Genomic DNA, 22,352 nt, shown 5'->3' on the forward strand with positions numbered 1-22,352 from the left:
TCAGCGCCCGACGCTCGTCAGCAGCTCCAGCAGCACCCGCGCGGAGTCGCGCCACGAGTACGCCGCCGCCCGCTCCCGCGCCTTCGCCGACAGCTCCCGCCAGCGCTCCGGGTCCTCGAGCGAGCGCACGCCCTCGGCGATCCCCTTCGCGCTCGAGGGATCCACGTAGACGGCCGCGTCACCGCCGATCTCGCGGAAGATCGGGATGTCGCTGACGACGACCGGGGTGCCGAGCGCCATCGCCTCGACCAGCGGGATGCCGAAGCCCTCGTCCCGGCTCGCGGTCACCAGTGCCGTGGCACGCGCGAGCGCCTCGCCGTAGGAGGCGTCGTCCGCCCCCTGGTGGAAGATCAGCTTCGCCGTCGGCGCGAGCGAGCGGAGGGTCTCCACCGTCTCGTCGCTCGCCCGGCTCATCAGGTGCAGCTCGTAGTCGGGCAGCAGCCGCATCGCCCGCGCCAGCGACTCCACGTTCTTGTAGGGCATGAACGAGCCCATGTAGACGAGCGAGCGCGCGTCCGAGCGGTCCGGCAGCGCCGCCGCGAGGGCCGCGCTCGCCTCGTCCGGAGCGGTCGCCGCGTTCGGCACCACGACGACCGGCCGGGTCGTCAGCCGGTGCGTGCGGAGCAGCCCGCGGGTCGTCTCGGACACCGTCACGATCGCGTCGGCGCGCTGCAGCAGGCGCCGCTGCGGCCACCAGGCCAGGTGGTAGAGCCGCCAGAGCCCGCGCACCGGCAGCGGAAGATCGCGCGGCGGCGTGCGGTGGCGGTAGTAGATCAGGTCGTGCACCGTGAGCACGAGCTTGTAGCGCCGCCCGAGCGAGCCCATCGTCTGCATCGGCGAGAAGACGACGTCGGGCCGCAGCCGGTTCACCAGCAGCGCCACGAACGGCTCGAACGGTCCGGTCGGCGAGGTGACCTTCTCCCACGGCAGATCCGGCAGCATCGCCCGCTGCCGGCGGTCGCTGATCAGCATCGTCACGTCGTGCAGCTTCGCCAGCTCGGCCACGATCTCCGCGGTGTAGCGGCTGATGCCGTCGTGGCGCTCGAGCCGGGTGTACCGGCAGTCGACGACGATCCTCATCGGTCGATCCCCTCGTCCAGGGCCGCGCGGAGGACGGCGGCCGCCTCGTCCGGCGTCTCGTAGTGGATGAGGTGCCCGACCCCGTCGATCACGTGCAGGCGGGCGTGCGGCAGCGCCTCGAGCAGGCGGTACTGGGCGGCGAGCGGCGTGATGTCGTCCTGCGCCGCGGCGATCAGCAGCGTCGGCACCGCGATCCGCGCGGCGTACTCGCTGACGTCGTGCGAGACCGAGGCGCAGAACGCCTCCAGCACCGTGTCGCGCGAGGCGAAGGCGCTGAAGTAGCGGTCGTGCTGGTCGTGCACGAAGCGGCGCAGCGGCCCGTCCTTGGTCTTCACCATCGCGAGGCTCATCACCCGCACGATCAGCGGATCGCCGAGCAGGCGCAGCCCGAGCGGGCGGGGCAGCACCGCGCCGAGGCGGTAGTAGAGCACCGCCAGCCGGGTCAGCACGCCACGGGGCCCCGCGAGGGCGGGCGCGGCGATCGGATTGACGAGCACCAGCAGCGGAGTCTCCAGCCCGCCCGCGACGGCCGCCGCGGAGACGATCGAGCCGAACGAGTGCCCGAGCACGACCGCGCTCCCGCGCAGCCCGAGCGCGTCCAGGAACTCGCCGAGCCAGGCCGCGTAGCCGTCGACGTCGTGCGCGTGCGCCGTCATCGGCGGCGACGCGCCGAAGCCGGGCAGGTCGGGCGCGATGACGCGGGCGTCCGCGCCGCCCGCGAGCAGCCGCGCGATCACCGGCTCCAGCCCGTGGTGCTCGCCGCGGAATCCGTGCACCAGGACCAGCACGGTCCCGGCGTCGGGGTCGCCGTAGCTCCAGTAGGCGGTGGTGGCCCCGGCGACGTCGACGGCGCTCTCGCTGATGGCGAGTCGCCCGAGGTCGGCGGCGTAGGGGGAGGCTATGGTCATGACGGTCCCCATCGTAGGGAAAGCCCGTCGAACTTCCCGCCGCAACGCCTTGCGGGCCCTCGATCCGAGCCGCAAGCATGAAGGCGCGTCCGCACGCGACGCACCGCCCGTCCCCCGTCCTCCGCTCCGATCCCGGCGCGGCGCCGGTCATCCGCTCAGGCAGCAGCAGAAGGAGCACCGTGAGCTTCACGTCCCCGATCCAACTCCCCGGGCTCGCCCTCGATCCGCAGTGGTACCGCAGGGCCGTGTTCTACGAGGTCATGATCCGGTCGTACTACGACTCGAACGGAGACGGCGCCGGCGACATCAACGGCCTGGCGTCCAAGCTCGACTACCTGCAGTGGCTCGGCATCGACGCGCTCTGGCTGCCGCCCTTCTACATGTCGCCTCTGCGCGACGGCGGCTACGACGTCTCCGACTTCAAGGCGATCCTCCCCGAGTTCGGCACCATGGAGGACTTCCGCGAGCTGGTCCGCAAGGCCCACGAGCGCAACATGCGCATCGTGATGGACTTCCCGCTCAACCACACCAGCGACCAGCACGAGTGGTTCCAGCAGTCGCGCTCCGACCCCGAGGGTCCCTACGGCGACTTCTACGTCTGGAACGACACCGACGACAAGTACCCGGACATCCGGATCATCTTCGTCGACACCGAGGACTCCAACTGGGCCTTCGACGCCGAGCGCCGCCAGTTCTACTTCCACCGCTTCTTCTCGCACCAGCCCGACCTCAACTTCGAGAACCCGGCCGTCCACGAGGCGATCCATGACGTCGTCAAGTTCTGGCTCGACCTGGGCGTCGACGGCATCCGGCTCGACGCGATCCCCTACCTCTACGAGTCCGACGAGGGCAACGGCGAGGGCGAGCCGCCCACGCACGACTTCATCAAGAACCTGCGCACGATGGTCGACCGCGACTACCCCGGCCGCATCCTGATCGCCGAGGCGAACCAGTGGCCGCGCGAGGTCGCCGCGTTCTTCGGCACGGAGGAGGAGCCGGAGTGCCACATGGCCTTCGACTTCCCGGTCATGCCGCGCATCTTCTACTCCCTCCGCGCGCAGACCGCGAACGAGCTGAAGAAGGTGCTCTCCGAGACCTTCGACATCCCCTCGGGCGCCGCCTGGGGCGTCTTCCTGCGCAACCACGACGAGCTCACCCTCGAGATGGTCTCCGAGGAGTACCGCCAGGCGATGTACGGCTGGTACGCCTACGACCCGCGGATGCGCTCCAACATCGGCATCCGCCGCCGGCTGGCGCCGCTGCTCGACAACTCGCGCGCCGAGCTCGAGCTGATCAACGCCCTGCTCTTCTCGCTCGCCGGCAGCCCGTTCCTCTACTACGGGGACGAGATCGGGATGGGCGACAACATCTGGCTGAACGACCGCGACGCCTCGCGCACCCCGATGCAGTGGACCCCGGACCGCAACGCCGGCTTCTCGGCCGCCGACCCGGGCAAGCTCGTGCAGCCGATCGTGCAGTCGCTCGTCTACCACTACAACCAGGTCAATGTGGAGGCGCAGCTCGCCCAGTCGCGCTCGCTGCTGCACTGGATGCGGAACGTCCTGCACGTGCGCCGCGGCCACCCGGCCTTCGGCCTCGGCTCGATGCGCGTCCTCGAGACCGACCACGAGTCGGTGCTCGCCTTCGTCCGCGACTACGCCGGCTCCGGCACCGCGATGGGCGACCAGCCGGAGGAGGTGCTCTGCGTCTTCAGCTTCAACCACAACCCGGTCTCGGTGACGATCACCGACCCCGAGAACCCCGGCTCGACGCTGACCGACCTCTTCGGCGGCGGCCGCTTCCCCGGCTTCTCCGAGGACGGCTCGCTGACGATGACGCTCGGCACCCAGGGCTTCTTCTGGCTGCACGTCGCGAAGGCGGGCCAGACCCGCGAGGGACTCACCCGCTGACCCGGGCTTCGCCCGCTCGACCGCGCAGCACGCCGCGGGGCCTCCCGACGATGTCGGAGGCCCCGCCTAGGCTGTCGGCGTGAGCACCACCGAGACGAACCAGGCACCGACGCTCTTCGACGAGAGCCTCCTCGACGAAGCCGGGTCCACCGGCGGGTCCGCAGGTTCGTCGGAGAGGTCGGAAGGATCCGACGGCGCCCGCTGGTACGACCGTCTCGCCGTCTTCGACCTCGAGACCACCGGCATCGACGTCCGCACCAGCCGCATCGTCACCGCGCACGTCGGCTTCATCGACGCCGACGGCACCCCGGTCGAGGGCACCACCTGGCTCGCGGATCCCGGCGTCGAGATCCCGGCCGGCGCCAGCGCCGTGCACGGCATCAGCACCGAGCACGCCCGCGAGCACGGCCGCCCCGCCGGCGAGGTCGTCGCCGAGGTGTCGGAGGCGCTCCGCTCGCTCCTGGCCCGCGGGATCCCCGTCGTCATCTACAACGCCCCCTACGACCTCTCGCTGCTCGCCTTCGAGGCGCGCCGCTGGGGCGTCCCGGTGCTGATCGACCCGAGTCCCGTCATCGACCCGCTGGTCATCGACAAGGCCCTCGACCGCTACCGCAAGGGCAAGCGCACGCTGGTCCAGGCCGCGCTGCACTACGGCGTCCCGCTGACCGAGGCGCACGACGCCGGCGCCGACGCGATCGCTGCGGGCCGCGTCGCCCAGGCCCTCGGCCGCGCCTTCGCCGAGGAGCTCGGTGGCGGTGCCGAGGCGCTGCACGCCCTGCAGATCGACTGGTGCCGCACCCAGGCCGAGTCGTTCCAGGAGTACATGCGCCGCGTCCGCGACGAGAGCTTCGTCGCCGACGGCGCCTGGCCCGTCCGGCACTGAGCGTCCGGTAGCGACCTCTCGGCACTGCCGTCGCGGCTCAGGTGAGCGTGCGGCCCTCCGCGAGCAGCGCGACGAACTCCGCTATCCGCCGCTCCCGCGCCTCCGGCCGCTTGAGCTGCGACAGCCGGAACAGGAACGCGAAGCGCTTCTGCCCGCCGACCGTCGCGAAGAAGGCGGCGGCCGCCGGATCCGCGGCCAGTGCCGCCGTGAAGTCGTCCGGCACCTCCGCGTCGCGCTGCCGGTAGGCGGCCTCCCAGCGTCCGTCCGCCCGCGCTCGCTCCACCTCGGCGAGCCCGGCCGGCAGCATCCGGCCCTCCTCGAGCAGCCGCGCCACGTGGTCGCGGTTCACCTTCGACCACGGGCTCGCCCGGCGCCGCGGTGTGAACGCCTGCAGCTTGAACTGCTCGTCGAAGGCGCCCGCCTGCCCGTCGATCCAGCCGTGGCAGAGCGCGACGTCGAGCGCCTCCGCGTAGGTGATGCCCGGGTCGACGGCCGCCTTCTTCCGCAGCTTCAACCGCACACCGCCCGGGTCCGGCTCACCGCGGAGGTAGGCGTCCCACTCCTCGGGCGTCGTGAGCGGCAGGATCGGCTTGTCGGCGAAGGACACCATCCCCGGACGCTACCGCCTCTCGGCCCGCCGCGTCACGGGCCCGGAACCCGCGCTCCCGTCACGAGGACATGCGGCGGCCCTCGCGCGCAACCGCTCGACCGCTGCCTCGCGCTGCGCTGGGATCGGAGGACAGCGGGACCACCCGAGTCCCCGGCGAGGAGCAGTCATGCCCACCATCCGCACGGTCACCGTCCTCGGCAGCGGAGTCCTCGGCTCCCAGATCGCGTTCCAGGCCGCCTTCCACGGCTTCGCCGTCACCAGCTACGACGTCACCGACGAGGTGCTCGACGCCGCGCGCGAGCGCTTCCGCGGGCTCGCCGGCGTCTACGAGTCGGCACAGGTCTCCGGAGGGATCTCCGGCGGCGCCGCCGCGGCCCTCGAGTCGCTGCGCCTCACCTCCGACCTCGCCGAGGCCGTCGCCGACGCCGACCTCGTGATCGAGGCCGTCCCCGAGGACCTCGCGCTCAAGCAGGAGCTCTACGGCCGCCTCGGCGCGGTCGCCCCCGAGCGGACGATCTTCGCGACCAACTCCTCGACGCTGCTCCCCAGCGATCTGAAGGAGTCGACCGGCCGCCCCGACCGCTTCCTCGCCCTGCACTACGCCAACCACGTCTGGGTGCAGAACACCGCCGAGATCATGGGCACGGCCGACACCGACCCGGCCGTCGTCGACGCGGTCGTCGCCTTCGCGGTCGAGAGCGGTCTCGAGCCGATCCGCCTGCAGAAGGAGAAGGCCGGCTACCTGCTCAACTCGCTGCTGGTGCCGCTGCTGAACGCCGCGAGCGGCCTCCTGATGGGCGGCTACGCCGACCCCGAGACCATCGACAAGACCTGGCGGATCGGCACCGGCGCCCCGCTCGGCCCCTTCCAGATCTTCGACGTCATCGGCCTCAACACCGCCTACCACGTCGCCGTCGCCGCCCCCGACGAGGCCTCCCAGGCCTTCGCCGCCCACCTCAAGACCGAGTACCTCGACCAGGGCAAGCTCGGCACCGCGACGGGCGAGGGCTTCTACCGCTACTGAACCGGCCGACTGCCCGATCAGCAGAGGAAGAGGACTCGCTCCGCGAACTGCATCGCGACTCATGCTGGTCGAGTAGCCGCGCAGCGGCGTATCGAGACCCGGCGACCACCGTGCAGGCGGTGGTGGATCTCGATACGCCCGCTCCGCGGGCTACTCGATCAGCAGGAAGCGGCCGGCTGCCGGGTCGTCCGATCAGCAGAGGGAAGCGGACTCGCTCCGCGAGCTCCATCGCCACTCATGCTGGTCGAGTAGCCCCGCAGGGGCGTGTCGAGACCCGCCCACCCCGATGACGTCGGCCTCTTCCCCGCCCTGCGCTGGCGCCTACGACGAAGGGCCCCCGACCGCGAGGTCGAGGGCCCTTCGGAGGCGGGAGGCCGGACCCTACTTGCCGAAGTTCTTGTAGCGCGAGTTGAACTTCTCGACGCGGCCGGCCGAGTCCATGATGCGCTGCTTGCCCGTGTAGAACGGGTGCGAGGCGGACGAGATCTCGACGTCGATGACGGGGTACGTGACGCCGTCGAGCTCGATCGTCTTGCTGCTGGTCGCCGTCGAGCGGGTGAGGAAGGTCTCACCGGAGGCGAGGTCGCGGAACACGATGGCCTCGTACTTGGGGTGGATGTCGGTCTGCATGATCGTGTCCTGTCGCTTGTGGTCCTGAACCGCGCCTGTCGTCGACGGGTGCGGGTGGATGAGTGGCGGGCGCACCGCGAACGGGCCCGAACCAGCTACCGAGAATAGCAGACGGCCGCCGCCACGGGGAGGTGCGGCACGCGGTCGCGCGAGCCCGTGCTCAGCGGGCGCGGGCCGAGTAGCGCCCGTTCTCGTGCGTCAGCGCGATGTCGAGCCCGAAGGCGTCCGCGAGGGTCGCCTCGTTGAGCGCCTCGGCCAGCGGGCCCGCGGCGACGACGGCGCCGTCGCGCAGCAGCAGCGCGTGCGTGAACCCGGCCGGGATCTCCTCGACGTGGTGGGTCACCATCACGATCGCGGGCGAGGCCGGGTCCTGCGCGAAACCGCCGAGCAGCTGCACGAGCTCCTCGCGGGCGCCGAGGTCGAGGCTGCCGGCCGGCTCGTCGAGCAGCAGCAGCTCGGGGTCGGTCATGATCGCGCGGGCGATCTGGACGCGCTTCTGCTCGCCGTCCGAGAGGGTGCCGAAGGTCCGATCGGCGAGGTGGTCGAGCTTCCACTCCACGAGGACGCGGCGCGCGCGGCGCTCGTCGATCTCGTCGTAGCCCTCGTTCCAGCGCCCGGTGACCGCGTACGCGGCGGTCATCACGACGTCGAGCACCGTCTCGCCCGCGGGCAGGCGGCGCGCCATCGCGGTCGAGGCGTAGCCGATCCGGGGGCGCAACTCGAAGACGTCGACGCGGCCGAGCGTCTCCTCGAGCAGGTGCGCCGAGCCGGTCGACGGATAGTTCTGCGCCGCGGCGATCTGCAGGATCGAGGTCTTCCCGGCTCCGTTGGAGCCGAGGATCACCCAGCGCTCCTCCTCGGACACGGTCCAGTCGACGTGGTCGAGGATCCGCTTGCCGTTCCGGACGAAGGACACATCGACGAACGAGACAACGCTGGGCATGCGGACCAGTCTAAAGGGAGCGGGCGGCGGGCTCAGACGAGCGAGTCGTAGATCGCACGGGTGTCCCGGGCGATCTGCGTCCAGCTGAAGTCGCTCTGCGCCCGGAGGCGGCCGGCCTCGCCCATCCGCTTCGCGGCGGCCGGATCGGCGACGACCTCGGCCATCGCGGCCGCGAGATCGGCGACGTAGCGCTCCGGATCCACCGGCGTGCCGGTGCCGTCCGTCACCTGCTCGATCGGCACGAGCCGCCCGGTGACGCCGTCGACGACGACCTCCGGGATGCCGCCGGTCGCGGTCCCGACGACCGCGGCACCGCACGCCATCGCCTCGAGGTTCACGATGCCCAGCGGCTCGTAGATCGACGGGCAGACGAACGTGGTCGCGGCGGTCAGCACCGCGGAGAGCTGGTGGCGCGGCAGGTGGCGGTCGATCCAGACGACGCCGGTGCGCTCCTGCTGCAGCCCCCGGACGAGCGCGGTGACCTCGGCCATGATCTCGGGGGTGTCCGGGGCGCCGGCGCAGAGCACGAGCTGCACCTCCGGCGGCAGCATCGCGGCCGCGCGCAGCAGGTAGGGCAGCCCCTTCTGCCGGGTGATCCGGCCGACGAAGACGACGGACGGACGCGACGGGTCGATACCCAGCTCGGCGAGGACGGCCTCGTCCTCCACCGGGTGCCACGCGTCGAGGTCGATGCCGTTGTAGACGACGTGCACCTTCGCCGGGTCCAGAGCGGGGTACGAGCGGAGGATGTCGTTCCGCATCCCGCCGGAGACCGCGATCACCGCGTCGGCGCTCTCGTACGCCTCGCGCTCGATCCAGCTCGAGACGCGGTAGCCGCCGCCGAGCTGCTCGGCCTTCCACGGGCGCAGCGGCTCGAGGCTGTGCGCCGAGACGACGTGCGGGATGCCGTGCAGCAGCTGCGCGAGGCGCCCGGCCGCGTTGGCGTACCAGGTGTGCGAGTGCACGAGATCGGCTCCGGCCGCGTCCTGGGCGATCTGGAGATCGACGCCCAGGGTCTGCAGCGCGCCGTTGGCCTGCGCCAGCTCGGCCGGCACCGGGTACGCGAACGCACCCTCCTCGTCCCTCGGCGCGCCGAAGCAGCGCACCACGACCTCGATGTCGTGGCGGAGGGCCTTGGTGAGCTCGGCCACGTGCACACCGGCTCCCCCGTACACCTCGGGCGGATATTCCTTGGTCAGCAGATCGACTCGCACACCCCGAACCGTAGTACAGCGTGATCCCCCGGCGACAGCCGCATCCGCGCGGGTTCGCGGACCTTCGCCAACCCCTACTGTGGAGCCATGCAGTCAAAGAAGATTTTCGGCATCGTCCTCGCGGGTGGCGAAGGCAAGCGGCTCATGCCCCTGACGGCGGACCGGGCCAAGCCCGCGGTGCCGTTCGGCGGGCAGTACCGTCTGATCGACTTCGCGCTGTCCAACCTCATCAACTCGGGTCTGACTCAGATCGTGGTGCTGACGCAGTACAAGTCGCACTCGCTCGACCGCCACGTCTCGCAGACCTGGACGCTCTCGGGGCTGCTCAACTCGTACGTCGCGTCCGTCCCGGCGCAGCAGCGGCTCGGCAAGCGCTGGTTCAGCGGCTCGGCCGACGCGATCCTGCAGAGCCTCAACCTGATCCGCGACGAGAAGCCCGACATCGTCGTCGTGGTCGGCGCGGACCACGTCTACCGCATGGACTTCTCGCAGATGATCGAGGCGCACATCAAGTCGGGCGCTAAGGCGACCGTCGCGGCGATCCGCCAGCCGATCGAGCTCGCCGACCAGTTCGGCGTCATCCAGCTCGCGGGCGACGAGGCCGGCGACGGCATCGTCCCGACCAAGATCGCCGAGTTCCTCGAGAAGCCCAAGGACGCGGTCGGCCTCGCCGACTCCCCGCACGAGGTCCTCGCCTCGATGGGCAACTACGTCTTCGACGCCGACGCACTGATCGACGCGGTCATCCGCGACGGCGAGCTCTCCACCTCCGACCACGACATGGGCGGCGACATCATCCCCGACTTCGTCGCGCGCGGCGAGGCGGGGGTCTACGACCTCAAGCTCAACGAGGTCCCCGGCTCCACCGATCGCGACCGCTACTACTGGCGCGACGTGGGGACGATCGACTCGTTCTTCGAGGCGCACCAGGACCTCATCTCGGCGCTGCCCGTCTTCAACCTCTACAACCAGCAGTGGCCGATCTTCTCGTCGCAGCTCAACTCGCCGCCCGCGAAGATCGTGCGCGACGGCAAGGGCAACCTCGGCACGACCGTCGACTCGGTGGTCTCGCTCGGCACGGTCATCTCCGGAGCCCACATCGAGCGCAGCGTCGTCGGGCCCTGGGCGATCATCGAGTCGAACGCGACGGTCTCCGACTCGGTCGTCTTCGACAAGGTCCGGATCGGCCCGGACGCCGTGGTCGCCCGCGCTATCCTCGACAAGGACGTCGTCGTCGAGCCCGGCGCCCGTGTCGGCGTGGACCACGACCACGACCGCGAGCGCGGGTTCACCGTCACCGAGTCGGGCATCACCGTCGTCGGCAAGGGCGTCGTCGTCCGCCCGTAGCACCCCCGCGGGTCGAGAGCACTGCGCTTCCGCGCGCCGGCCGTGCCGGCGCGCGGACCCGACCGATTGGCCCGTCCTTGAGTGAGCCTCTGCGCACACCCGCCCGCTTCCTGGTCGTCGTCGACGCCGACTCCACGCTGCTGCAGGACGAGGTGATCGAGCTGCTCGCCGCGCACGCTGGCTCCGAGGAGCGCGTCGCCGCGATCACCGAGCGCGCGATGCACGGCGAGATCGACTTCGGCGAGAGCCTGCGCGAGCGCGTCGCCACCCTCGCCGGCGTGCTCGACGACGTCTGCGCCGGAGTGAGCGCCCGCGTCCGGGTCACCCCGGGAGTGGAGGAGCTGATCGCCGGCATCCACGCCGCCGGTGGCCGGATCGGCGTCGTCTCGGGCGGCTTCCACGAGGTGCTCGATCCGGTCGCCGGGGCGCTCGGCCTCGACTTCGTCCGCGCGAACCGGCTCGGCAGCCGCGACGGCCGCCTGACCGGCGCGGTCGAGGGCCCGGTCATCGACGCCGCTGCGAAGGCCGCGGCCCTCTGCGAGTGGGCGGCGGAGTCCGGCGTCCCGCTCCGGCGCGCGATCGCGGTCGGCGACGGCGCGAACGATCTCGAGATGATGCGGGTGGCCGGCCTCTCGGTCGCCTTCAACGCGAAGCCCGTGGTCCGCGAGCGCGCCGACCTCGTCATCGACGGCCTCGACCTCAGCCAGCTGCTGCCGGTCCTCGGCCTGCGCGGCTGACGCCGGTGGGGCGGCGCCTCAGCCGCCCGCCGTCGCGACCAGCGCCGCCGCGCCCAGGGCCAGCGCCCAGCTGACCAGCGAGCCGACCAGGAAGTACTCCGCCTTCGAGCCGCCCTCGCCGTCGCGGGAGATCTCCGGGAAGCGCACGATGCCCTTCGCCGCGAAGACGGCGCCGGCCAGCCCGATCGCTCCGGCGAGGGTGAGCCCGGCCACGAGGAGCCGCTCCAGCGGCCCGATGGCGCGACCGCCGCGCAGATCCGGGACGCGCACCTCCTGGGGCGCCGGCCGGGCGAATCGAGCGCGGAGCGAGAAGCGGCTGCGGGCGGCGACCGGCTGCGGCAGCTCGCGGTAGAGCGCGGCGCGCACGACGACGTTGGCGCTCTCCAGGAGGAAGAGCGCGGCGCCTCCGGCGAGCAGCGCCTGAGCGATCGGCGGCACCGGCCCGGAGCGCCCGAGCTCCGCGTAGGCGTCGACTAGGGGGCCGGCAGCGGGCCCGGCCGCACGATCCAGCACCGAGAGCACGAGGACCGCGACGACCAGGCCGACGGCGGGTCGGAGCCCACCGGGCGGCCGGGTGCCCGCCGCGGTCGTCGTGAGCAGCAGCCAGGCTCCGGAGAGGACCGCGACGATCGCGACCGCGAGCGGCGGAGCCCCGAGGCCGAGCACCGCCGACACCGCTGCGGCCGCCCAGAGCACGACGATCGCGCCGGCGGCGACGGGCCGTCGCAGGTGCGTCCGCGCGAGGTCGGCCAGTCCGACGAGCGCGAGCAGCAGCGCGGTCAGCACGCGTCCGCCAGCAGCCGCGCGCCGGTGAGCAGCGCGCCGGCGCCCGCGCGCTTCAGCGCCTGCGACACCGCCGACTGCGTGATCGACTCCTGCTCGGCCAGGACCTTCTGCGGCAGCCCGCGCGCGGTGCCGAGCACGAGCCGCCGGTCGCGGTCGCTCATCTCGCCGACGAGGGCGTCGCGGGCGAGGAGGTAGGCGTTCACCGCGGCCTCCTGCGCGCCCGGAGCGTCCGAAGCGATGAACCAGCCCCGTGCGGTGGGCACCGCGCCGTCCTCGAGGGCGTGCGCTCGCTCGATGGCCGCTCGCGCGCGCCACCAGCCGGGCCCGTCCTGCAGGTCACCGGCGATGCCCGAGCCGACCACCCTGATCTCGCCGCGACCGAGGCCGACCCGGCAGTCCACCCCGGGCGGCAGCGCCAGGCGAGCCTGGAGCGTCGCCCCGAGGGCCGCGGAGACGGAGGCATAGACCGCCTGGAACTCGTCCCCGACCGTCGGGTGCAGCGGTTCGAGTGCCGGGACCGCCCCGTCGATCGCCGCGAAGCCGCGCTCGATCTCGCGCTGCACGGAGGACCGGGCAGTGATCTCCCGGGAGTCGACCAGGTCGAGCAGCACCGCGACGACGAGGGGTTCGGTCATCGCATAAGCCTACAGCTAATATCCGTCAGATATAAGCTCTCAGCTGATACGGTCAGTGACCCATCCCGAGGCCGCCGTCGACGGGGATGACGGCGCCGGAGATGTAGTCCGCCTCGTCGCTCGCCAGCCAGCGGGTGACCTTCGCGACCTCGGCGGCCGTGCCGTAGCGGGCCAGCGGGATGCTCTTGCGGTACTCCGCCTGCTGCTCCGCCGGGAGCTCCGCCGTCATGTCGGTCTCGATGAACCCGGGTGCGACGACGTTCGCCGTGATGTTGCGGGCACCGAGCTCGCGGGTCAGCGACCGGGCGAAGCCGACCAGCGCGGCCTTCGACGAGGAGTAGTTGATCTGGCCCGGTCCGCCGTAGAGGCCGACGACGCTCGAGATCAGAACGATGCGGCCGAACTTCTGCTTCAGCATCGCCTTCGACGCCCGCTTGACGACCCGGAAGGCTCCGGTGAGGTTGGTGTCGATCACGGAGGTGAAGTCCTCCTCCGACATGCGCAGCAGCAGCATGTCGCGGGTGATGCCGGCGTTCGCGACGACGACCTCGACGGGGCCGAGCTCGGCCTCGATCTGCGAGAAGGCGGCGTCGACGGACGCGGAGTCGGTGACGTCGGCGACGACGGTGAAGGAGCCCTCGGGGCCCGAGCCGGAGCGGGCGGTGACCGCGACCCGGTGACCGGCCGCCACGAACTCCTCGGCGATGGCGTAGCCGATCCCCCGGTTGCCCCCCGTGACGAGAACGGTGCGCGGCGTGGTCATGGTGTCCCTCTCCGCCGGTGCGCGGGCGGCTCCGGACGACCCGTACATCTTAGAGGCGCTCGGCGCAACACATCCGCGGATAGGGCCGTCTCAGCCTTCGCTTGGCGCGCACGACGTAGTCTTGTCGGGCTGTGAAATCACGCGAATCGCTCACCTCCCTCCCGCCGTCGCCCAGTGCCGCGCGTCGCTCCCGCGCGATCAAGTACTCCATCGCCATGGGCATCAGGATGGTCTGCGTGATCTGCCTGATCTTCGCCCAGGGCTGGTGGCTGCTCTTCTTCGCCCTCGGCGCGATCGTGCTCCCCTACTTCGCCGTCGTGCTCGCCAACGTCGGCAGCGCCGGTGAGAGCGGAACGGTCGAGCGTCCCGGCGCGATCGTGCTGTCCCGGCCGGTGCCGCCCTACGTGCCGCCCACGGCGGACGACGCGGCGCCCTCCGCCGACGCGCCCGAGGGCGGCGACCCGACCGAGGGACGACGGTGATCCCGCTCGGCGGCGTGCCCGATCAGCACGCCTGCTCGCGCGCCGGCTGCGCGCTGACCGCGACCTGGGCGATCGAGTGGCGGAACCCGCGCATCCACACCGCGGACCGCAGGAAGACCTGGCTCGCCTGCGGGGAGCACCTCGACTACCTGCGCGAGTTCCTCGCGGCGCGGGAGTTCCCGCTCGAGGTGAAGCCGCTGCTGACGGTCGACCGCGGAGCCGCCCTGTGAGCGCGACGGCGACGCGGCCGTCCTGGCGCTTCGCCTTCTCGCGCCGCTGGTTCGGCTACCTGGCCCTCACGATCGTCTTCGCCGTCGCCTGCGTGCTGCTCTCGCGCTGGCAGGTCGCGCGGCTCGACGAGGCGGCGAGCACCAACCGGCTCGTCACCGCCAACTGGAACGCGGATCCCGTCGCACTCGACGGGCTGCTCCCCGAGGGAGCGAGCTGGGACGACGCGCTCGAGTACCGGCCCGTCGAGGTCAGCGGCGTCTACGAGACCGACGGCGAGACGCTCGTCCGCAACCGGCCGTACAACGGCAATCCCGGCTTCGAGATCCTCACGCCGTTGCGCCTCGCGGACGGCAGCGTCTTCGTCGTCGATCGCGGCTGGGTCCCGGTCGGCTCCACCCAGGACTCCCCCGACGTCGTCCCGGCCCCGCCCGAGGGCGAGGTCACGGTGACGGCCCGGCTCAAGCCCGGCGAGGGCCGCATCGAGGGCCGCGGCGCCCCCGCCGGCCAGATCGCCACGATCCAGCTCGACGACCTCTCCGCGCAGCTCGACGAGCCGCTGCGCACCGCCGGCTACGGGCTGCTGGTCCAGGAGGACCCGGCACCGATCGAGGAGCGGCCGCTCGCCGCGATCAAGCCGGTCGCCGACGAGGGCCTGCACATCAGCTACGCGATCCAGTGGGTGCTCTTCGCGATCATGGGCTTCGGCGGTCTCGCCTGGGCGATCCGGCACGAGTACCGGATCCGCAACGCCGACGACCCCGAGGTCATCGCCGCTGAGGAGCGCCGCGAGCAGCGCCGCCTCCGCCGCGGCCGCACCGACGCCGAGATCGAGGACGAGCTGCTCGACGCCCGCTGACGGAGCGGGATCCACCGAGATGACGCCCGCCCGCATGCATGCTGGCCGAGTAGCCGCGGCACGCGGTGTATCGGGACCCACGTGAGCCACATGCTGGTCGAGTAGCCGCGGCACGCGGCGTATCGAGACCCACGGCGCCGGGACTCGGGGATCCCTGGACGCCGCGGGTCAGGCCAGCATGATCAGGTCGAGGTAGTCCGCGGTCCAGTGGTCCTCGGTGCCCTCGGGCATGATCAGCACGCGCTCGGGGTTGAGCGCCTCCACGGCCCCCTCGTCGTGGCTGACCAGGACGACCGCGCCCTCGTAGTGCGCGAGCGCGTCGAGGATCTCCTCGCGGCTGGCCGGGTCCAGGTTGTTGGTGGGCTCGTCCAGCAGCAGCACGTTGGCGCCCGAGACGACGATCATCGCCAGAGCGAGGCGGGTCTTCTCGCCGCCGGAGAGGACGCCGGCCGGCTTGTGCGAGTCGTCGCCGGTGAAGAGGAACGAGCCCAGCACGCGGCGGGCCTCGGTCTCGGTGAGGTTCGGGCTCGAGGAGACCATGTTCTCCAGCACCGAGCGCTTGACGTCGATCGTCTCGTGCTCCTGGGCGTAGTAGCCGATGCGCAGCCCGTGGCCTGCCTCGATCACGCCGGTATCCGGCGCGTCCACGCCGCCGAGGATGCGCAGCAGAGTCGTCTTGCCCGCACCGTTCAGCCCGAGGATGACCACCTTCGAGCCGCGGTCGATCGCGAGGTCGACGGAGGTGAAGATCTCGAGCGAGCCGTAGCTCTTCGAGAGGTTCTGCGCCTGCAGCGGGGTCCGGCCGCAGGCGGACGGGGTCGGGAAGCGGAGCTTCGCGACCCGGTCCACGGCGCGGACCTCCTCGAGGCCGCTGAGCATCCGCTCGGCGCGGGCGACCATCTGGTGCGCGGCCGCGGCTTTCGAGGCCTTCGCGCCGAAGCGCGCGGCCTGCAGCTGCAGTGCCCCGGCCTTCTTCTCGACGTTGACGCGCTCCTTCTTGCGGCGCTCCTCGTCGGCCGCGCGCTGGCGGAGGTAGTTCTTCCAGTTCATGTTGTAGACGTCGATGACCTGGCGGTTGGCGTCCAGGTAGAAGACGCGGTTCACGGTCTCGCCGACCAGCTCGATGTCGTGGCTGATCACGATGAAGCCGCCGCGGTAGTTCTTCAGGAACTCGCGGAGCCAGACCACGGAGTCGGCGTCGAGGTGGTTGGTCGGCTCGTCGAGGATGAGCGTCTGCGCGTCGGAGAAGAGGATGCGGGCGAGCTCGATGCGGCGGCGCTGACCACCCGAGAGCGTCTTCAGCGGCTGGTCGAGGATCCGGTCCGGCAGGTTCAGGTTGCTCGCGATCGACGCCGCCTCGGCCTCCGCCGCGTATCCGCCGAGCGAGAGGAAGCGGTCGGTCAGGTTGCCGTACTTCTTCATCCCGGCCTCGCTGACGGCCGTGTCGCTGCTCGACATCGCGACGGTGGCCTCCTGCATGCCCAGCACCAGCTGACCGAGGCCGCGGGCGTCGAGGATGCGCGTGCGCGCCAGCTCCTCCGGGTCGCCGGAGCGCGGGTCCTGCGGCAGGTAGCCGATCTCGCCGCCGCGGTCGACCGACCCCTTCGCGGCGATGAGGTCGCCGGCGAGGACCTTGGTCAGCGTCGTCTTGCCCGCGCCGTTGCGGCCGACGAGGCCGACCTTGTCGCCGTCGCCGACTCTGAAGGACACGTTCTCCATCAGGAGTCGGGCGCCGACTCGGAGTTCGAGGTCGTGCACGCTGAGCACTGTGCTGTCCGTTCCCGCCAAGAAATGGCGTTCGGTTCGGGAGGTGTGGGGCAAGAGGCCGCGGAGCGGCAGCCCCCTAGTATATTTCCTGAGCCGCGGGGCGGATCCACGTCCGCTCACCGCGGACGCGCTCGCTCCTCGCTCTCGGGCGACACGGTCTTTGGAGAACAGACATGTCCAGCTACTCTCTCGCCCCGTCGCGACCGGTCCTGGCGGACCGGCTGCTCACCCGCTCGCTGGTCACCGATCTGGTGCTCGTCCTCGCCGCCGCCGCGTTCACGGCCGGCATGGCGCAGCTGTACATCCCGATGTGGCCGGTCCCGATCACGGGCCAGACCTTCGCCGTCCTGCTCGTCGGCACCACGCTCGGCGCCCTCCGCGGCGCGCTCTCGATGGGCGTCTACGCGCTCGTCGGCGCCCTCGGCGCCCCGATCTTCACCGAGGGCTCGAGCGGCTGGGCCGTCCTGGCCGGCCCGACGGGCGGCTACATCGTCGGCTTCGTCCTCGCCTCGATCGTCACCGGATGGCTCGCGCAGCGCCAGTGGGACCGCCGCGTCGTCGGCACCGCCGTGACCTTCCTCGCGGGCACCGCCACGATCTACCTGGTCGGACTCCCCTGGCTCGCCACCGCGCTCGGCTCGATGGGCTACCCGGCCGACCTCGGCTCGGTGCTGACCGCCGGCCTCGTGCCCTTCCTCGTCGGCGACACCCTCAAGATCCTGCTGGCCGCCGCGCTCCTGCCCACCACGTGGGCGATGCTCGGCCGCCGCAAGGGCTGACCCGCCCCGCACGCACGGCGAAGGGCCCGGAGGATGATCCTCCGGGCCCTTCCCCGTACCTGACGCCGATCGAGCGGCGCGGCTCTAGATCGAGAAGCCGAGGGCGCGCATCATGTCGCGGCCGTCCTCGGTGATCCGGTCCGGACCCCACGGCGGCATCCAGACCCAGTTGATCCGGAACGCCTCCACGACGCCGTCGAGCGACTCCGCGGTCTGCTCCTCGAGCACGTCCGTCAGCGGGCAGCCCGCCGACGTCAGCGTCATGTGGATGACCAGGGCGTCGTTCTCGTCGTCCCAGCCCAGGTCGTAGATGAGGCCGAGGTCGACGACGTTGACGCCGAGCTCGGGGTCCATGACGTCCTTGAGCGCCTCCTCGACCTGGTCGAAGAGCTTCGGGTCGAGCGTGGTGACCGCCATGATCAGGCCGTCGCCGGGGCGAGGAAGCGGTCGTAGCCCTCGTCCTCGAGGCGGGTCGCGAGCTCCTTGCCGCCCTGCTCGGCGATCCGGCCGGCGACGAAGACGTGCACGAAGTCGGGCTGGATGTAGCGCAGGATCCGCGTGTAGTGCGTGATCAGCAGGACGCCGAGGCCGGTCGAGGCGTGGGCGCGGTTGACGCCCTCCGAGACGATCTTGAGCGCGTCGACGTCGAGGCCGGAGTCGGTCTCGTCGAGGACGGCGAACTGCGGGGCGAGCAGCTCGAGCTGGAGGATCTCGTTGCGCTTCTTCTCGCCGCCCGAGAAGCCCTCGTTGACGTTGCGCGCCGCGAAGGACGGATCCATGCGCAGGTCGGCCATGGCCTTCTTGACGTCCTTGGTCCAGGTGCGGATCGCCGGCGCCTCGCCCGCGATCGCGGTCTTGGCCGTGCGGAGGAAGTTGGTGTTGGTCACGCCGGGGATCTCGACCGGGTACTGCATGGCGAGGAAGAGGCCGGCGCGAGCGCGCTCGTCGACGGTCATGTCGAGGACCTCGACGCCGTCGAGGGTGATCGAGCCGCCGTCGACGTGGTACTTCGGGTGGCCCGCGATCGTGTACGCGAGGGTGGACTTGCCGGACCCGTTCGGGCCCATCACGGCGTGGATCTCACCCTGGTTGATGGTGAGGTCGACACCGCGGAGGATCTGCTTGGTCCCCTGCTCGGTCTCGACACTGACGTGGAGATCGCTGATCTGGAGAACGGACATTCAGACTTCCTTCGTGACGGTCGGGTCGATGTAGACGTCGCCGTCGATGACCTCGACGACGAAGACGGGAACCGGCTCGAAGGCCGGCAGGTTTAGGGGGGCGCCGGTGCGCAGCGAGAACGCCGAGCCGTGGGCCCAGCACTCGAGGGTGTCGTCCTCGACGAAGCCCTCGGCGAGGGAGACCTCGCCGTGCGTGCAGGTGTCGCCGATGGCGTGGATCTCGCCGGCCGTGTCCTGCACGATCGCGATGGCGATGCCGTCGACGACGTAGCGGACGGCCTGATTGGGGATCAGCTCCGAGGCGGCGCAGATCTTCGCGGCGTCGCTCATGCGGACACCTCCGGCATGTACGCGCCGGTCTGCCCGGCGCTGCCGGCCAGCTCGGCCTCGATCGCGAGCTGGAGGCGGTCCTCGAGCTCGGTCACGCCGATCTGCTGCACGATCTCGCTGAGGAAGCCGCGGACGACCAGGCGGCGCGCCTCGTCCTCGCGGATGCCGCGCGACTGCAGGTAGAAGAGCTGCTCGTCGTCGAAGCGGCCGGTCGCCGAGGCGTGGCCCGCTCCGGCGATGTCGCCGGTCTCGATCTCGAGGTTCGGGATCGAGTCGGCCCGCGTGCCGTCCGAGAGGACGAGGTTGCGGTTCTGCTCGTAGCTGTCGGTGCCGTTCGCGCTCTGGCGGATCAGCACGTCGCCGATCCAGACCGTCCGCGCGCCCTGGCCCTGCAGCGCGCCCTTGTAGGTGACGCGGCTGCGGGTGTCGGGGGCGTCGTGGTCGACGTAGACCTGCTGCTCGAGGTGCTGGCCGCCGTCGGCGAAGTACAGGCCGAGGAGCTCGCCGTCGGCGCCGCGCTCGACGAGGTGCGCCGAGGGGTTCACCCGGACGATCGAGCCGCCGAGGGTGACGACGATGTGCTTGACCTTCGCGTCGCGGCCGACGCGGAGGAAGTGGTTCGCGAGGTGGCGGGCGTCGTCGGCCCACTCCTGCAGCGTGACGATGGTCAGCTGCGCGCCCTCGCCGACGAGGACCTCGACGTTCTCGGCGAGAGTCGCCTCGCCCTCGTTCTGCAGCACGACGACGCCGCGCGCGTACGGCGCGGCCTCGATGATCGTGTGCGCGGCACGGGGAGCGGAGCCGAGACCGGTGCGGACGAGCGTCGCGACCTTCTCGTCCTCGCCGGTCACCCGGATCGAGAGCGCCTGCTCGAACTGCGACCAGGCGTTCGCGGCGGCGCGGTCCTCGGGGAGGCCGGCGGTGCCGATCCGCGCGTCGTCGCGACCGACCCAGGAGACGTCGACGCCCTCGACCGCCGCCGACTCCAGCGGAGTCGGCGAGCCGTCGAGGGGGCCGTCGATCAGGTCGCCGAGGCGGGCGACCGGGGTCAGCTTCCAGGCGATCTCGCGACCGGTGACCGTCTCGAAGGCGTCGACGTCGGTGGACGCGAAGCGCTCGGAGCGGGTCTGCACGGGCGTGAACGCCCCGTCGGAGTGCGCGGCGATGCCCAGGCGCGCGGCGGCGTCCGCGCCGTCGATCGCAGGGGACGTCGGGGCGCTCGTGGGGACCGTCATCAGGCGGTGGTTCCTTTCGAAGGGTGCTGGCCGCCCGACTCGGGCGGCCTCGGGGCCGGTGGGGCGAGCGTCAGCCGACGCTGCCCTCCATCCCCATCTCGATGAGCTTGTTGAGCTCGAGGGCGTACTCCATCGGCAGCTCGCGCGCGATCGGCTCGATGAAGCCGCGGACGATCATGGCCATGGCCTCGTCCTCCGGCATGCCGCGGGACATCAGGTAGAAGAGCTGCTCCTCGCTGACCTTCGAGACCGTGGCCTCGTGGCCGAGCTGGACGTCGTCCACGCGGATGTCGATCGCCGGGTAGGTGTCCGAGCGCGAGATCGTGTCGACCAGGAGGGCGTCGCAGCGCACCGTGTTCGCGGAGTGGTGCGCGTTGGCGTCCACCCGGACCTCGCCGCGGTAGCCGGCTCGGCCGCCGCCGCGGGCGATCGACTTGGAGACGATCGACGACTGCGTGTACGGAGCCATGTGGATCATCTTCGCGCCGGCGTCCTGGTGCTGGCCGGGGCCCGCGAACGCGACGGAGAGGGTCTCGCCCTTGGCGTGCTCGCCGACCAGGAAGATCGACGGGTACTTCATCGTGACCTTGGAGCCGATGTTGCCGTCGATCCACTCCATCGTCGCGCCCTCGTGAGCGATCGCGCGCTTGGTGACGAGGTTGTAGACGTTGTTCGACCAGTTCTGGATCGTCGTGTAGCGCACGCGGGCGTTCTTCTTCACGATGATCTCGACGACGGCCGAGTGCAGGGAGTCCGACTTGTAGATCGGCGCCGTGCAGCCCTCGATGTAGTGGACGTAGCTGCCCTCGTCCGCGATGATCAGCGTCCGCTCGAACTGGCCCATGTTCTCGGTGTTGATCCGGAAGTAGGCCTGCAGCGGGATGTCGACGCGCACGCCCTTGGGGACGTAGACGAACGAGCCGCCGGACCAGACCGCCGTGTTCAGCGCGGCGAACTTGTTGTCGCCGGCCGGGATGACGGTGCCGAAGTACTCCTCGAAGATCTCGGGGTGCTCGCGGAGGGCGGTGTCGGTGTCCATGAAGATGACGCCCTGCTCCTCCAGGTCCTCGCGGATCTGGTGGTAGACGACCTCGGACTCGTACTGCGCGGCGACGCCGCCGACGAGGCGCTGGCGCTCCGCCTCGGGGATGCCGAGCTTCTCATACGTGTTCTTGATGTCGTCCGGGAGGTCCTCCCAGGTCTGCGCCTGCTTCTCGGTGGAGCGGACGAAGTACTTGATGTTGTCGAAGTCGATGTCCGACAGGTCGGCGCCCCAGGTGGGCATCGGCTTGCGCTCGAAGAGGGCGAGCGCCTTCATGCGCCGCTCGCGCATCCAGGCCGGCTCGTTCTTGAGCGCGGAGATGTCGGAGACGACCTCGGGCGAGATGCCGCGGCGCGCGGAGGCGCCGGCGGAGTCCGAGTCGGACCAGCCGAACTCGTAGACGCCCAGGCTCGCGAGCTCGGGGCGGTCGATCAGGATGTCTGACATAAGTACCTCGTTTCCTACCCACTGGTAACCGGTCGGGTTCCGGAGTCATTCCCCGAGGGGGATCCGAGGAGCGCATCCGGGCCGATCACGCCATCGAGTCGATGGGCGGAGCGGAGCGGTGCGTCCCGGGAAGTCCTGAGGCTTGCGGTGGCGCTCCATCGGGCCGAGGTCCGGGTCTCGCCGTCACGGCGACCGACGCGTCCCGCGTCGAACCTGAACCAACTACTCATCCTACGGAAGCCGTGCTCCCAGTGGAACCTCTGCACCTGGGTGTCGCCCGGGCACCGGAGCCCGCGCCGCCAGACCCGCATGACCACACCCGTGTCGGTGGTCCGTGCTGAAGTGTCCGCATGACGAACGACGACAGCATCCCGACACTTCCCCGCCTCCTCCTCGCGCTTGCGCGCACCGGCCTGGAGCCGAGGCTCGCCCGCGACTTCGGCTCGTTGGCCGAGCCGCTCGCGCGGTGCCTCCCGCTGCCGCGGCTCGTGCTCGCACTGGTCCGGCTGCGCCGGCACCTGCGGTCGGGCGG

Annotated in this window: 24 protein-coding genes; 9 read left to right on the forward strand and 15 right to left on the reverse strand. The window is 71.2% G+C overall.

Annotation, left to right across the window (positions count from 1 at the left end; genetic code table 11):
• Entirely contained in the window at positions 1-1,080 is a 1,080-nt protein-coding gene (locus EDF43_RS08000; RefSeq protein ID WP_132436230.1) for a glycosyltransferase family 1 protein, read from the reverse strand.
• Positions 1,077-1,988 carry an alpha/beta hydrolase gene (locus EDF43_RS08005; protein WP_132436231.1) on the reverse strand — a complete coding sequence of 304 codons (912 nt, stop codon included), beginning with the start codon at positions 1,986-1,988 and terminating at the stop codon, positions 1,077-1,079. Before EDF43_RS08005 ends, EDF43_RS08000 begins: the two co-directional genes overlap by 4 nt.
• 179 nt (positions 1,989-2,167) lie before the next feature.
• Here EDF43_RS08005 and treS point away from each other — a divergent pair, with 179 nt between their 5' ends.
• Both treS and EDF43_RS08015 read left to right on the forward strand, forming a co-directional pair.
• Positions 2,168-3,898 carry a maltose alpha-D-glucosyltransferase gene (gene treS / locus EDF43_RS08010; RefSeq protein WP_123735774.1) on the forward strand — a complete coding sequence of 577 codons (1,731 nt, stop codon included), beginning with the start codon at positions 2,168-2,170 and terminating at the stop codon, positions 3,896-3,898.
• Positions 3,899-3,977: 79 nt separating this feature from the next.
• The gene (locus tag EDF43_RS08015; protein ID WP_132436232.1) at positions 3,978-4,781 is read left to right on the forward strand and encodes a 3'-5' exonuclease; all 804 of its coding nucleotides are present in this window, start codon (positions 3,978-3,980) and stop codon (positions 4,779-4,781) included.
• Positions 4,782-4,818: 37 nt separating this feature from the next.
• Here the strand turns inward: EDF43_RS08015 and EDF43_RS08020 are convergent, their stop codons facing one another.
• Entirely contained in the window at positions 4,819-5,391 is a 573-nt protein-coding gene (locus tag EDF43_RS08020) for a YdeI/OmpD-associated family protein (RefSeq protein WP_132436233.1), read from the reverse strand.
• Between the two features lie 166 nt (positions 5,392-5,557).
• On the opposite strand from EDF43_RS08020, the gene EDF43_RS08025 reads away from it, so the two are divergent.
• A complete protein-coding gene (locus EDF43_RS08025; RefSeq protein ID WP_132436234.1) occupies positions 5,558-6,415 on the forward strand; it encodes a 3-hydroxyacyl-CoA dehydrogenase in 858 nt (285 codons plus the stop codon).
• A gap of 381 nt (positions 6,416-6,796) precedes the next feature.
• On the opposite strand, the gene EDF43_RS08030 is transcribed toward EDF43_RS08025, so the two are convergent.
• The 3 genes from EDF43_RS08030 to glgA form a co-directional block, all read right to left on the reverse strand.
• Complete coding sequence (locus tag EDF43_RS08030) at positions 6,797-7,045, reverse strand: type B 50S ribosomal protein L31 (protein ID WP_123446296.1); 249 nt, start codon at positions 7,043-7,045, stop codon at positions 6,797-6,799.
• A 160-nt stretch (positions 7,046-7,205) separates the two neighbouring features.
• Positions 7,206-7,988 carry an ABC transporter ATP-binding protein gene (locus tag EDF43_RS08035; protein ID WP_132436235.1) on the reverse strand — a complete coding sequence of 261 codons (783 nt, stop codon included), beginning with the start codon at positions 7,986-7,988 and terminating at the stop codon, positions 7,206-7,208.
• A 32-nt stretch (positions 7,989-8,020) separates the two neighbouring features.
• Positions 8,021-9,202 carry a glycogen synthase gene (gene glgA / locus EDF43_RS08040; RefSeq protein WP_123733099.1) on the reverse strand — a complete coding sequence of 394 codons (1,182 nt, stop codon included), beginning with the start codon at positions 9,200-9,202 and terminating at the stop codon, positions 8,021-8,023.
• 87 nt (positions 9,203-9,289) lie between these two features.
• On the opposite strand from glgA, the gene EDF43_RS08045 reads away from it, so the two are divergent.
• Positions 9,290-10,549, forward strand: coding sequence for a glucose-1-phosphate adenylyltransferase (locus EDF43_RS08045; protein ID WP_132436236.1), 1,260 nt, complete (start codon positions 9,290-9,292; stop codon positions 10,547-10,549).
• A 77-nt stretch (positions 10,550-10,626) separates the two neighbouring features.
• Positions 10,627-11,286 (forward strand): phosphoserine phosphatase SerB, encoded by a 660-nt coding sequence (gene serB, locus EDF43_RS08050; protein ID WP_132436237.1) that lies wholly within the window; start codon positions 10,627-10,629, stop codon positions 11,284-11,286.
• Positions 11,287-11,304: 18 nt separating this feature from the next.
• On the opposite strand, the gene EDF43_RS08055 is transcribed toward serB, so the two are convergent.
• Genes EDF43_RS08055 through EDF43_RS08065 form a run of 3 tightly spaced genes read right to left on the reverse strand, consistent with a single transcriptional unit; the run spans position 11,305 to position 13,470 of the window.
• Complete coding sequence (locus tag EDF43_RS08055; protein WP_132436238.1) at positions 11,305-12,072, reverse strand: hypothetical protein; 768 nt, start codon at positions 12,070-12,072, stop codon at positions 11,305-11,307.
• Positions 12,066-12,707, reverse strand: coding sequence for a SatD family protein (locus tag EDF43_RS08060; protein WP_132436239.1), 642 nt, complete (start codon positions 12,705-12,707; stop codon positions 12,066-12,068). The genes EDF43_RS08055 and EDF43_RS08060 overlap by 7 nt, the downstream gene beginning before the upstream one ends.
• 52 nt (positions 12,708-12,759) lie before the next feature.
• Positions 12,760-13,470, reverse strand: a complete 711-nt coding sequence (locus tag EDF43_RS08065; RefSeq protein WP_132436240.1) for a beta-ketoacyl-ACP reductase — start codon at positions 13,468-13,470, stop codon at positions 12,760-12,762.
• A 131-nt stretch (positions 13,471-13,601) separates the two neighbouring features.
• Here EDF43_RS08065 and EDF43_RS08070 point away from each other — a divergent pair, with 131 nt between their 5' ends.
• Genes EDF43_RS08070 through EDF43_RS08080 form a run of 3 tightly spaced genes read left to right on the forward strand, consistent with a single transcriptional unit; the run spans position 13,602 to position 15,039 of the window.
• Positions 13,602-13,952, forward strand: coding sequence for a DUF3099 domain-containing protein (locus EDF43_RS08070; protein ID WP_123735782.1), 351 nt, complete (start codon positions 13,602-13,604; stop codon positions 13,950-13,952).
• Positions 13,949-14,182 carry a hypothetical protein gene (locus tag EDF43_RS08075; protein ID WP_243582970.1) on the forward strand — a complete coding sequence of 78 codons (234 nt, stop codon included), beginning with the start codon at positions 13,949-13,951 and terminating at the stop codon, positions 14,180-14,182. Before EDF43_RS08070 ends, EDF43_RS08075 begins: the two co-directional genes overlap by 4 nt.
• On the forward strand, positions 14,179-15,039 hold the full coding sequence (locus EDF43_RS08080) for an SURF1 family protein (protein ID WP_123735783.1): 861 nt from the start codon (positions 14,179-14,181) through the stop codon (positions 15,037-15,039). The genes EDF43_RS08075 and EDF43_RS08080 overlap by 4 nt, the downstream gene beginning before the upstream one ends.
• 168 nt (positions 15,040-15,207) lie before the next feature.
• On the opposite strand, the gene EDF43_RS08085 is transcribed toward EDF43_RS08080, so the two are convergent.
• Positions 15,208-16,806 (reverse strand): ABC-F family ATP-binding cassette domain-containing protein, encoded by a 1,599-nt coding sequence (locus EDF43_RS08085; RefSeq protein WP_123733093.1) that lies wholly within the window; start codon positions 16,804-16,806, stop codon positions 15,208-15,210.
• Positions 16,807-16,979: 173 nt separating this feature from the next.
• Here EDF43_RS08085 and EDF43_RS08090 point away from each other — a divergent pair, with 173 nt between their 5' ends.
• On the forward strand, positions 16,980-17,585 hold the full coding sequence (locus EDF43_RS08090) for a biotin transporter BioY (protein ID WP_123735784.1): 606 nt from the start codon (positions 16,980-16,982) through the stop codon (positions 17,583-17,585).
• Positions 17,586-17,669: 84 nt separating this feature from the next.
• Here the strand turns inward: EDF43_RS08090 and EDF43_RS08095 are convergent, their stop codons facing one another.
• The 5 genes from EDF43_RS08095 to sufB form a co-directional block, all read right to left on the reverse strand.
• Positions 17,670-18,002, reverse strand: coding sequence for a metal-sulfur cluster assembly factor (locus EDF43_RS08095; RefSeq protein WP_123446284.1), 333 nt, complete (start codon positions 18,000-18,002; stop codon positions 17,670-17,672).
• A gap of 2 nt (positions 18,003-18,004) precedes the next feature.
• On the reverse strand, positions 18,005-18,766 hold the full coding sequence (gene sufC, locus EDF43_RS08100; protein ID WP_123446283.1) for a Fe-S cluster assembly ATPase SufC: 762 nt from the start codon (positions 18,764-18,766) through the stop codon (positions 18,005-18,007).
• The gene (locus tag EDF43_RS08105) at positions 18,767-19,096 is read right to left on the reverse strand and encodes a non-heme iron oxygenase ferredoxin subunit (protein ID WP_123735785.1); all 330 of its coding nucleotides are present in this window, start codon (positions 19,094-19,096) and stop codon (positions 18,767-18,769) included.
• Positions 19,093-20,331, reverse strand: coding sequence for a Fe-S cluster assembly protein SufD (sufD, locus tag EDF43_RS08110; RefSeq protein ID WP_123735786.1), 1,239 nt, complete (start codon positions 20,329-20,331; stop codon positions 19,093-19,095). Before sufD ends, EDF43_RS08105 begins: the two co-directional genes overlap by 4 nt.
• Before the next feature lie 70 nt (positions 20,332-20,401).
• The gene (gene sufB, locus EDF43_RS08115; protein ID WP_123446280.1) at positions 20,402-21,820 is read right to left on the reverse strand and encodes a Fe-S cluster assembly protein SufB; all 1,419 of its coding nucleotides are present in this window, start codon (positions 21,818-21,820) and stop codon (positions 20,402-20,404) included.
• Between the last annotated feature and the right edge of the window lie 532 nt (positions 21,821-22,352).

Origin of the sequence: Rathayibacter sp. PhB179 (assembly GCF_004345345.1) — a bacterium.
GTDB classification, from domain to species: Bacteria; Actinomycetota; Actinomycetes; order Actinomycetales; family Microbacteriaceae; genus Rathayibacter; species Rathayibacter festucae.

Coding starts and splice junctions, on each gene's coding strand:
- sufB (WP_123446280.1), bottom strand. CDS start 21,820: ATGTCAGACATCCTGATCGACCGCCCCGAGCTCGCGAGCCTGGGCGTC.
- EDF43_RS08025 (WP_132436234.1), top strand. CDS start 5,558: ATGCCCACCATCCGCACGGTCACCGTCCTCGGCAGCGGAGTCCTCGGC.
- EDF43_RS08005 (WP_132436231.1), bottom strand. CDS start 1,988: ATGACCATAGCCTCCCCCTACGCCGCCGACCTCGGGCGACTCGCCATC.
- EDF43_RS08045 (WP_132436236.1), top strand. CDS start 9,290: ATGCAGTCAAAGAAGATTTTCGGCATCGTCCTCGCGGGTGGCGAAGGC.
- EDF43_RS08095 (WP_123446284.1), bottom strand. CDS start 18,002: ATGGCGGTCACCACGCTCGACCCGAAGCTCTTCGACCAGGTCGAGGAG.
- EDF43_RS08060 (WP_132436239.1), bottom strand. CDS start 12,707: ATGACCGAACCCCTCGTCGTCGCGGTGCTGCTCGACCTGGTCGACTCC.
- EDF43_RS08065 (WP_132436240.1), bottom strand. CDS start 13,470: ATGACCACGCCGCGCACCGTTCTCGTCACGGGGGGCAACCGGGGGATC.
- sufD (WP_123735786.1), bottom strand. CDS start 20,331: ATGACGGTCCCCACGAGCGCCCCGACGTCCCCTGCGATCGACGGCGCG.
- EDF43_RS08105 (WP_123735785.1), bottom strand. CDS start 19,096: ATGAGCGACGCCGCGAAGATCTGCGCCGCCTCGGAGCTGATCCCCAAT.
- EDF43_RS08035 (WP_132436235.1), bottom strand. CDS start 7,988: ATGCCCAGCGTTGTCTCGTTCGTCGATGTGTCCTTCGTCCGGAACGGC.
- EDF43_RS08030 (WP_123446296.1), bottom strand. CDS start 7,045: ATGCAGACCGACATCCACCCCAAGTACGAGGCCATCGTGTTCCGCGAC.
- EDF43_RS08090 (WP_123735784.1), top strand. CDS start 16,980: ATGTCCAGCTACTCTCTCGCCCCGTCGCGACCGGTCCTGGCGGACCGG.
- EDF43_RS08020 (WP_132436233.1), bottom strand. CDS start 5,391: ATGGTGTCCTTCGCCGACAAGCCGATCCTGCCGCTCACGACGCCCGAG.
- sufC (WP_123446283.1), bottom strand. CDS start 18,766: ATGTCCGTTCTCCAGATCAGCGATCTCCACGTCAGTGTCGAGACCGAG.
- EDF43_RS08000 (WP_132436230.1), bottom strand. CDS start 1,080: ATGAGGATCGTCGTCGACTGCCGGTACACCCGGCTCGAGCGCCACGAC.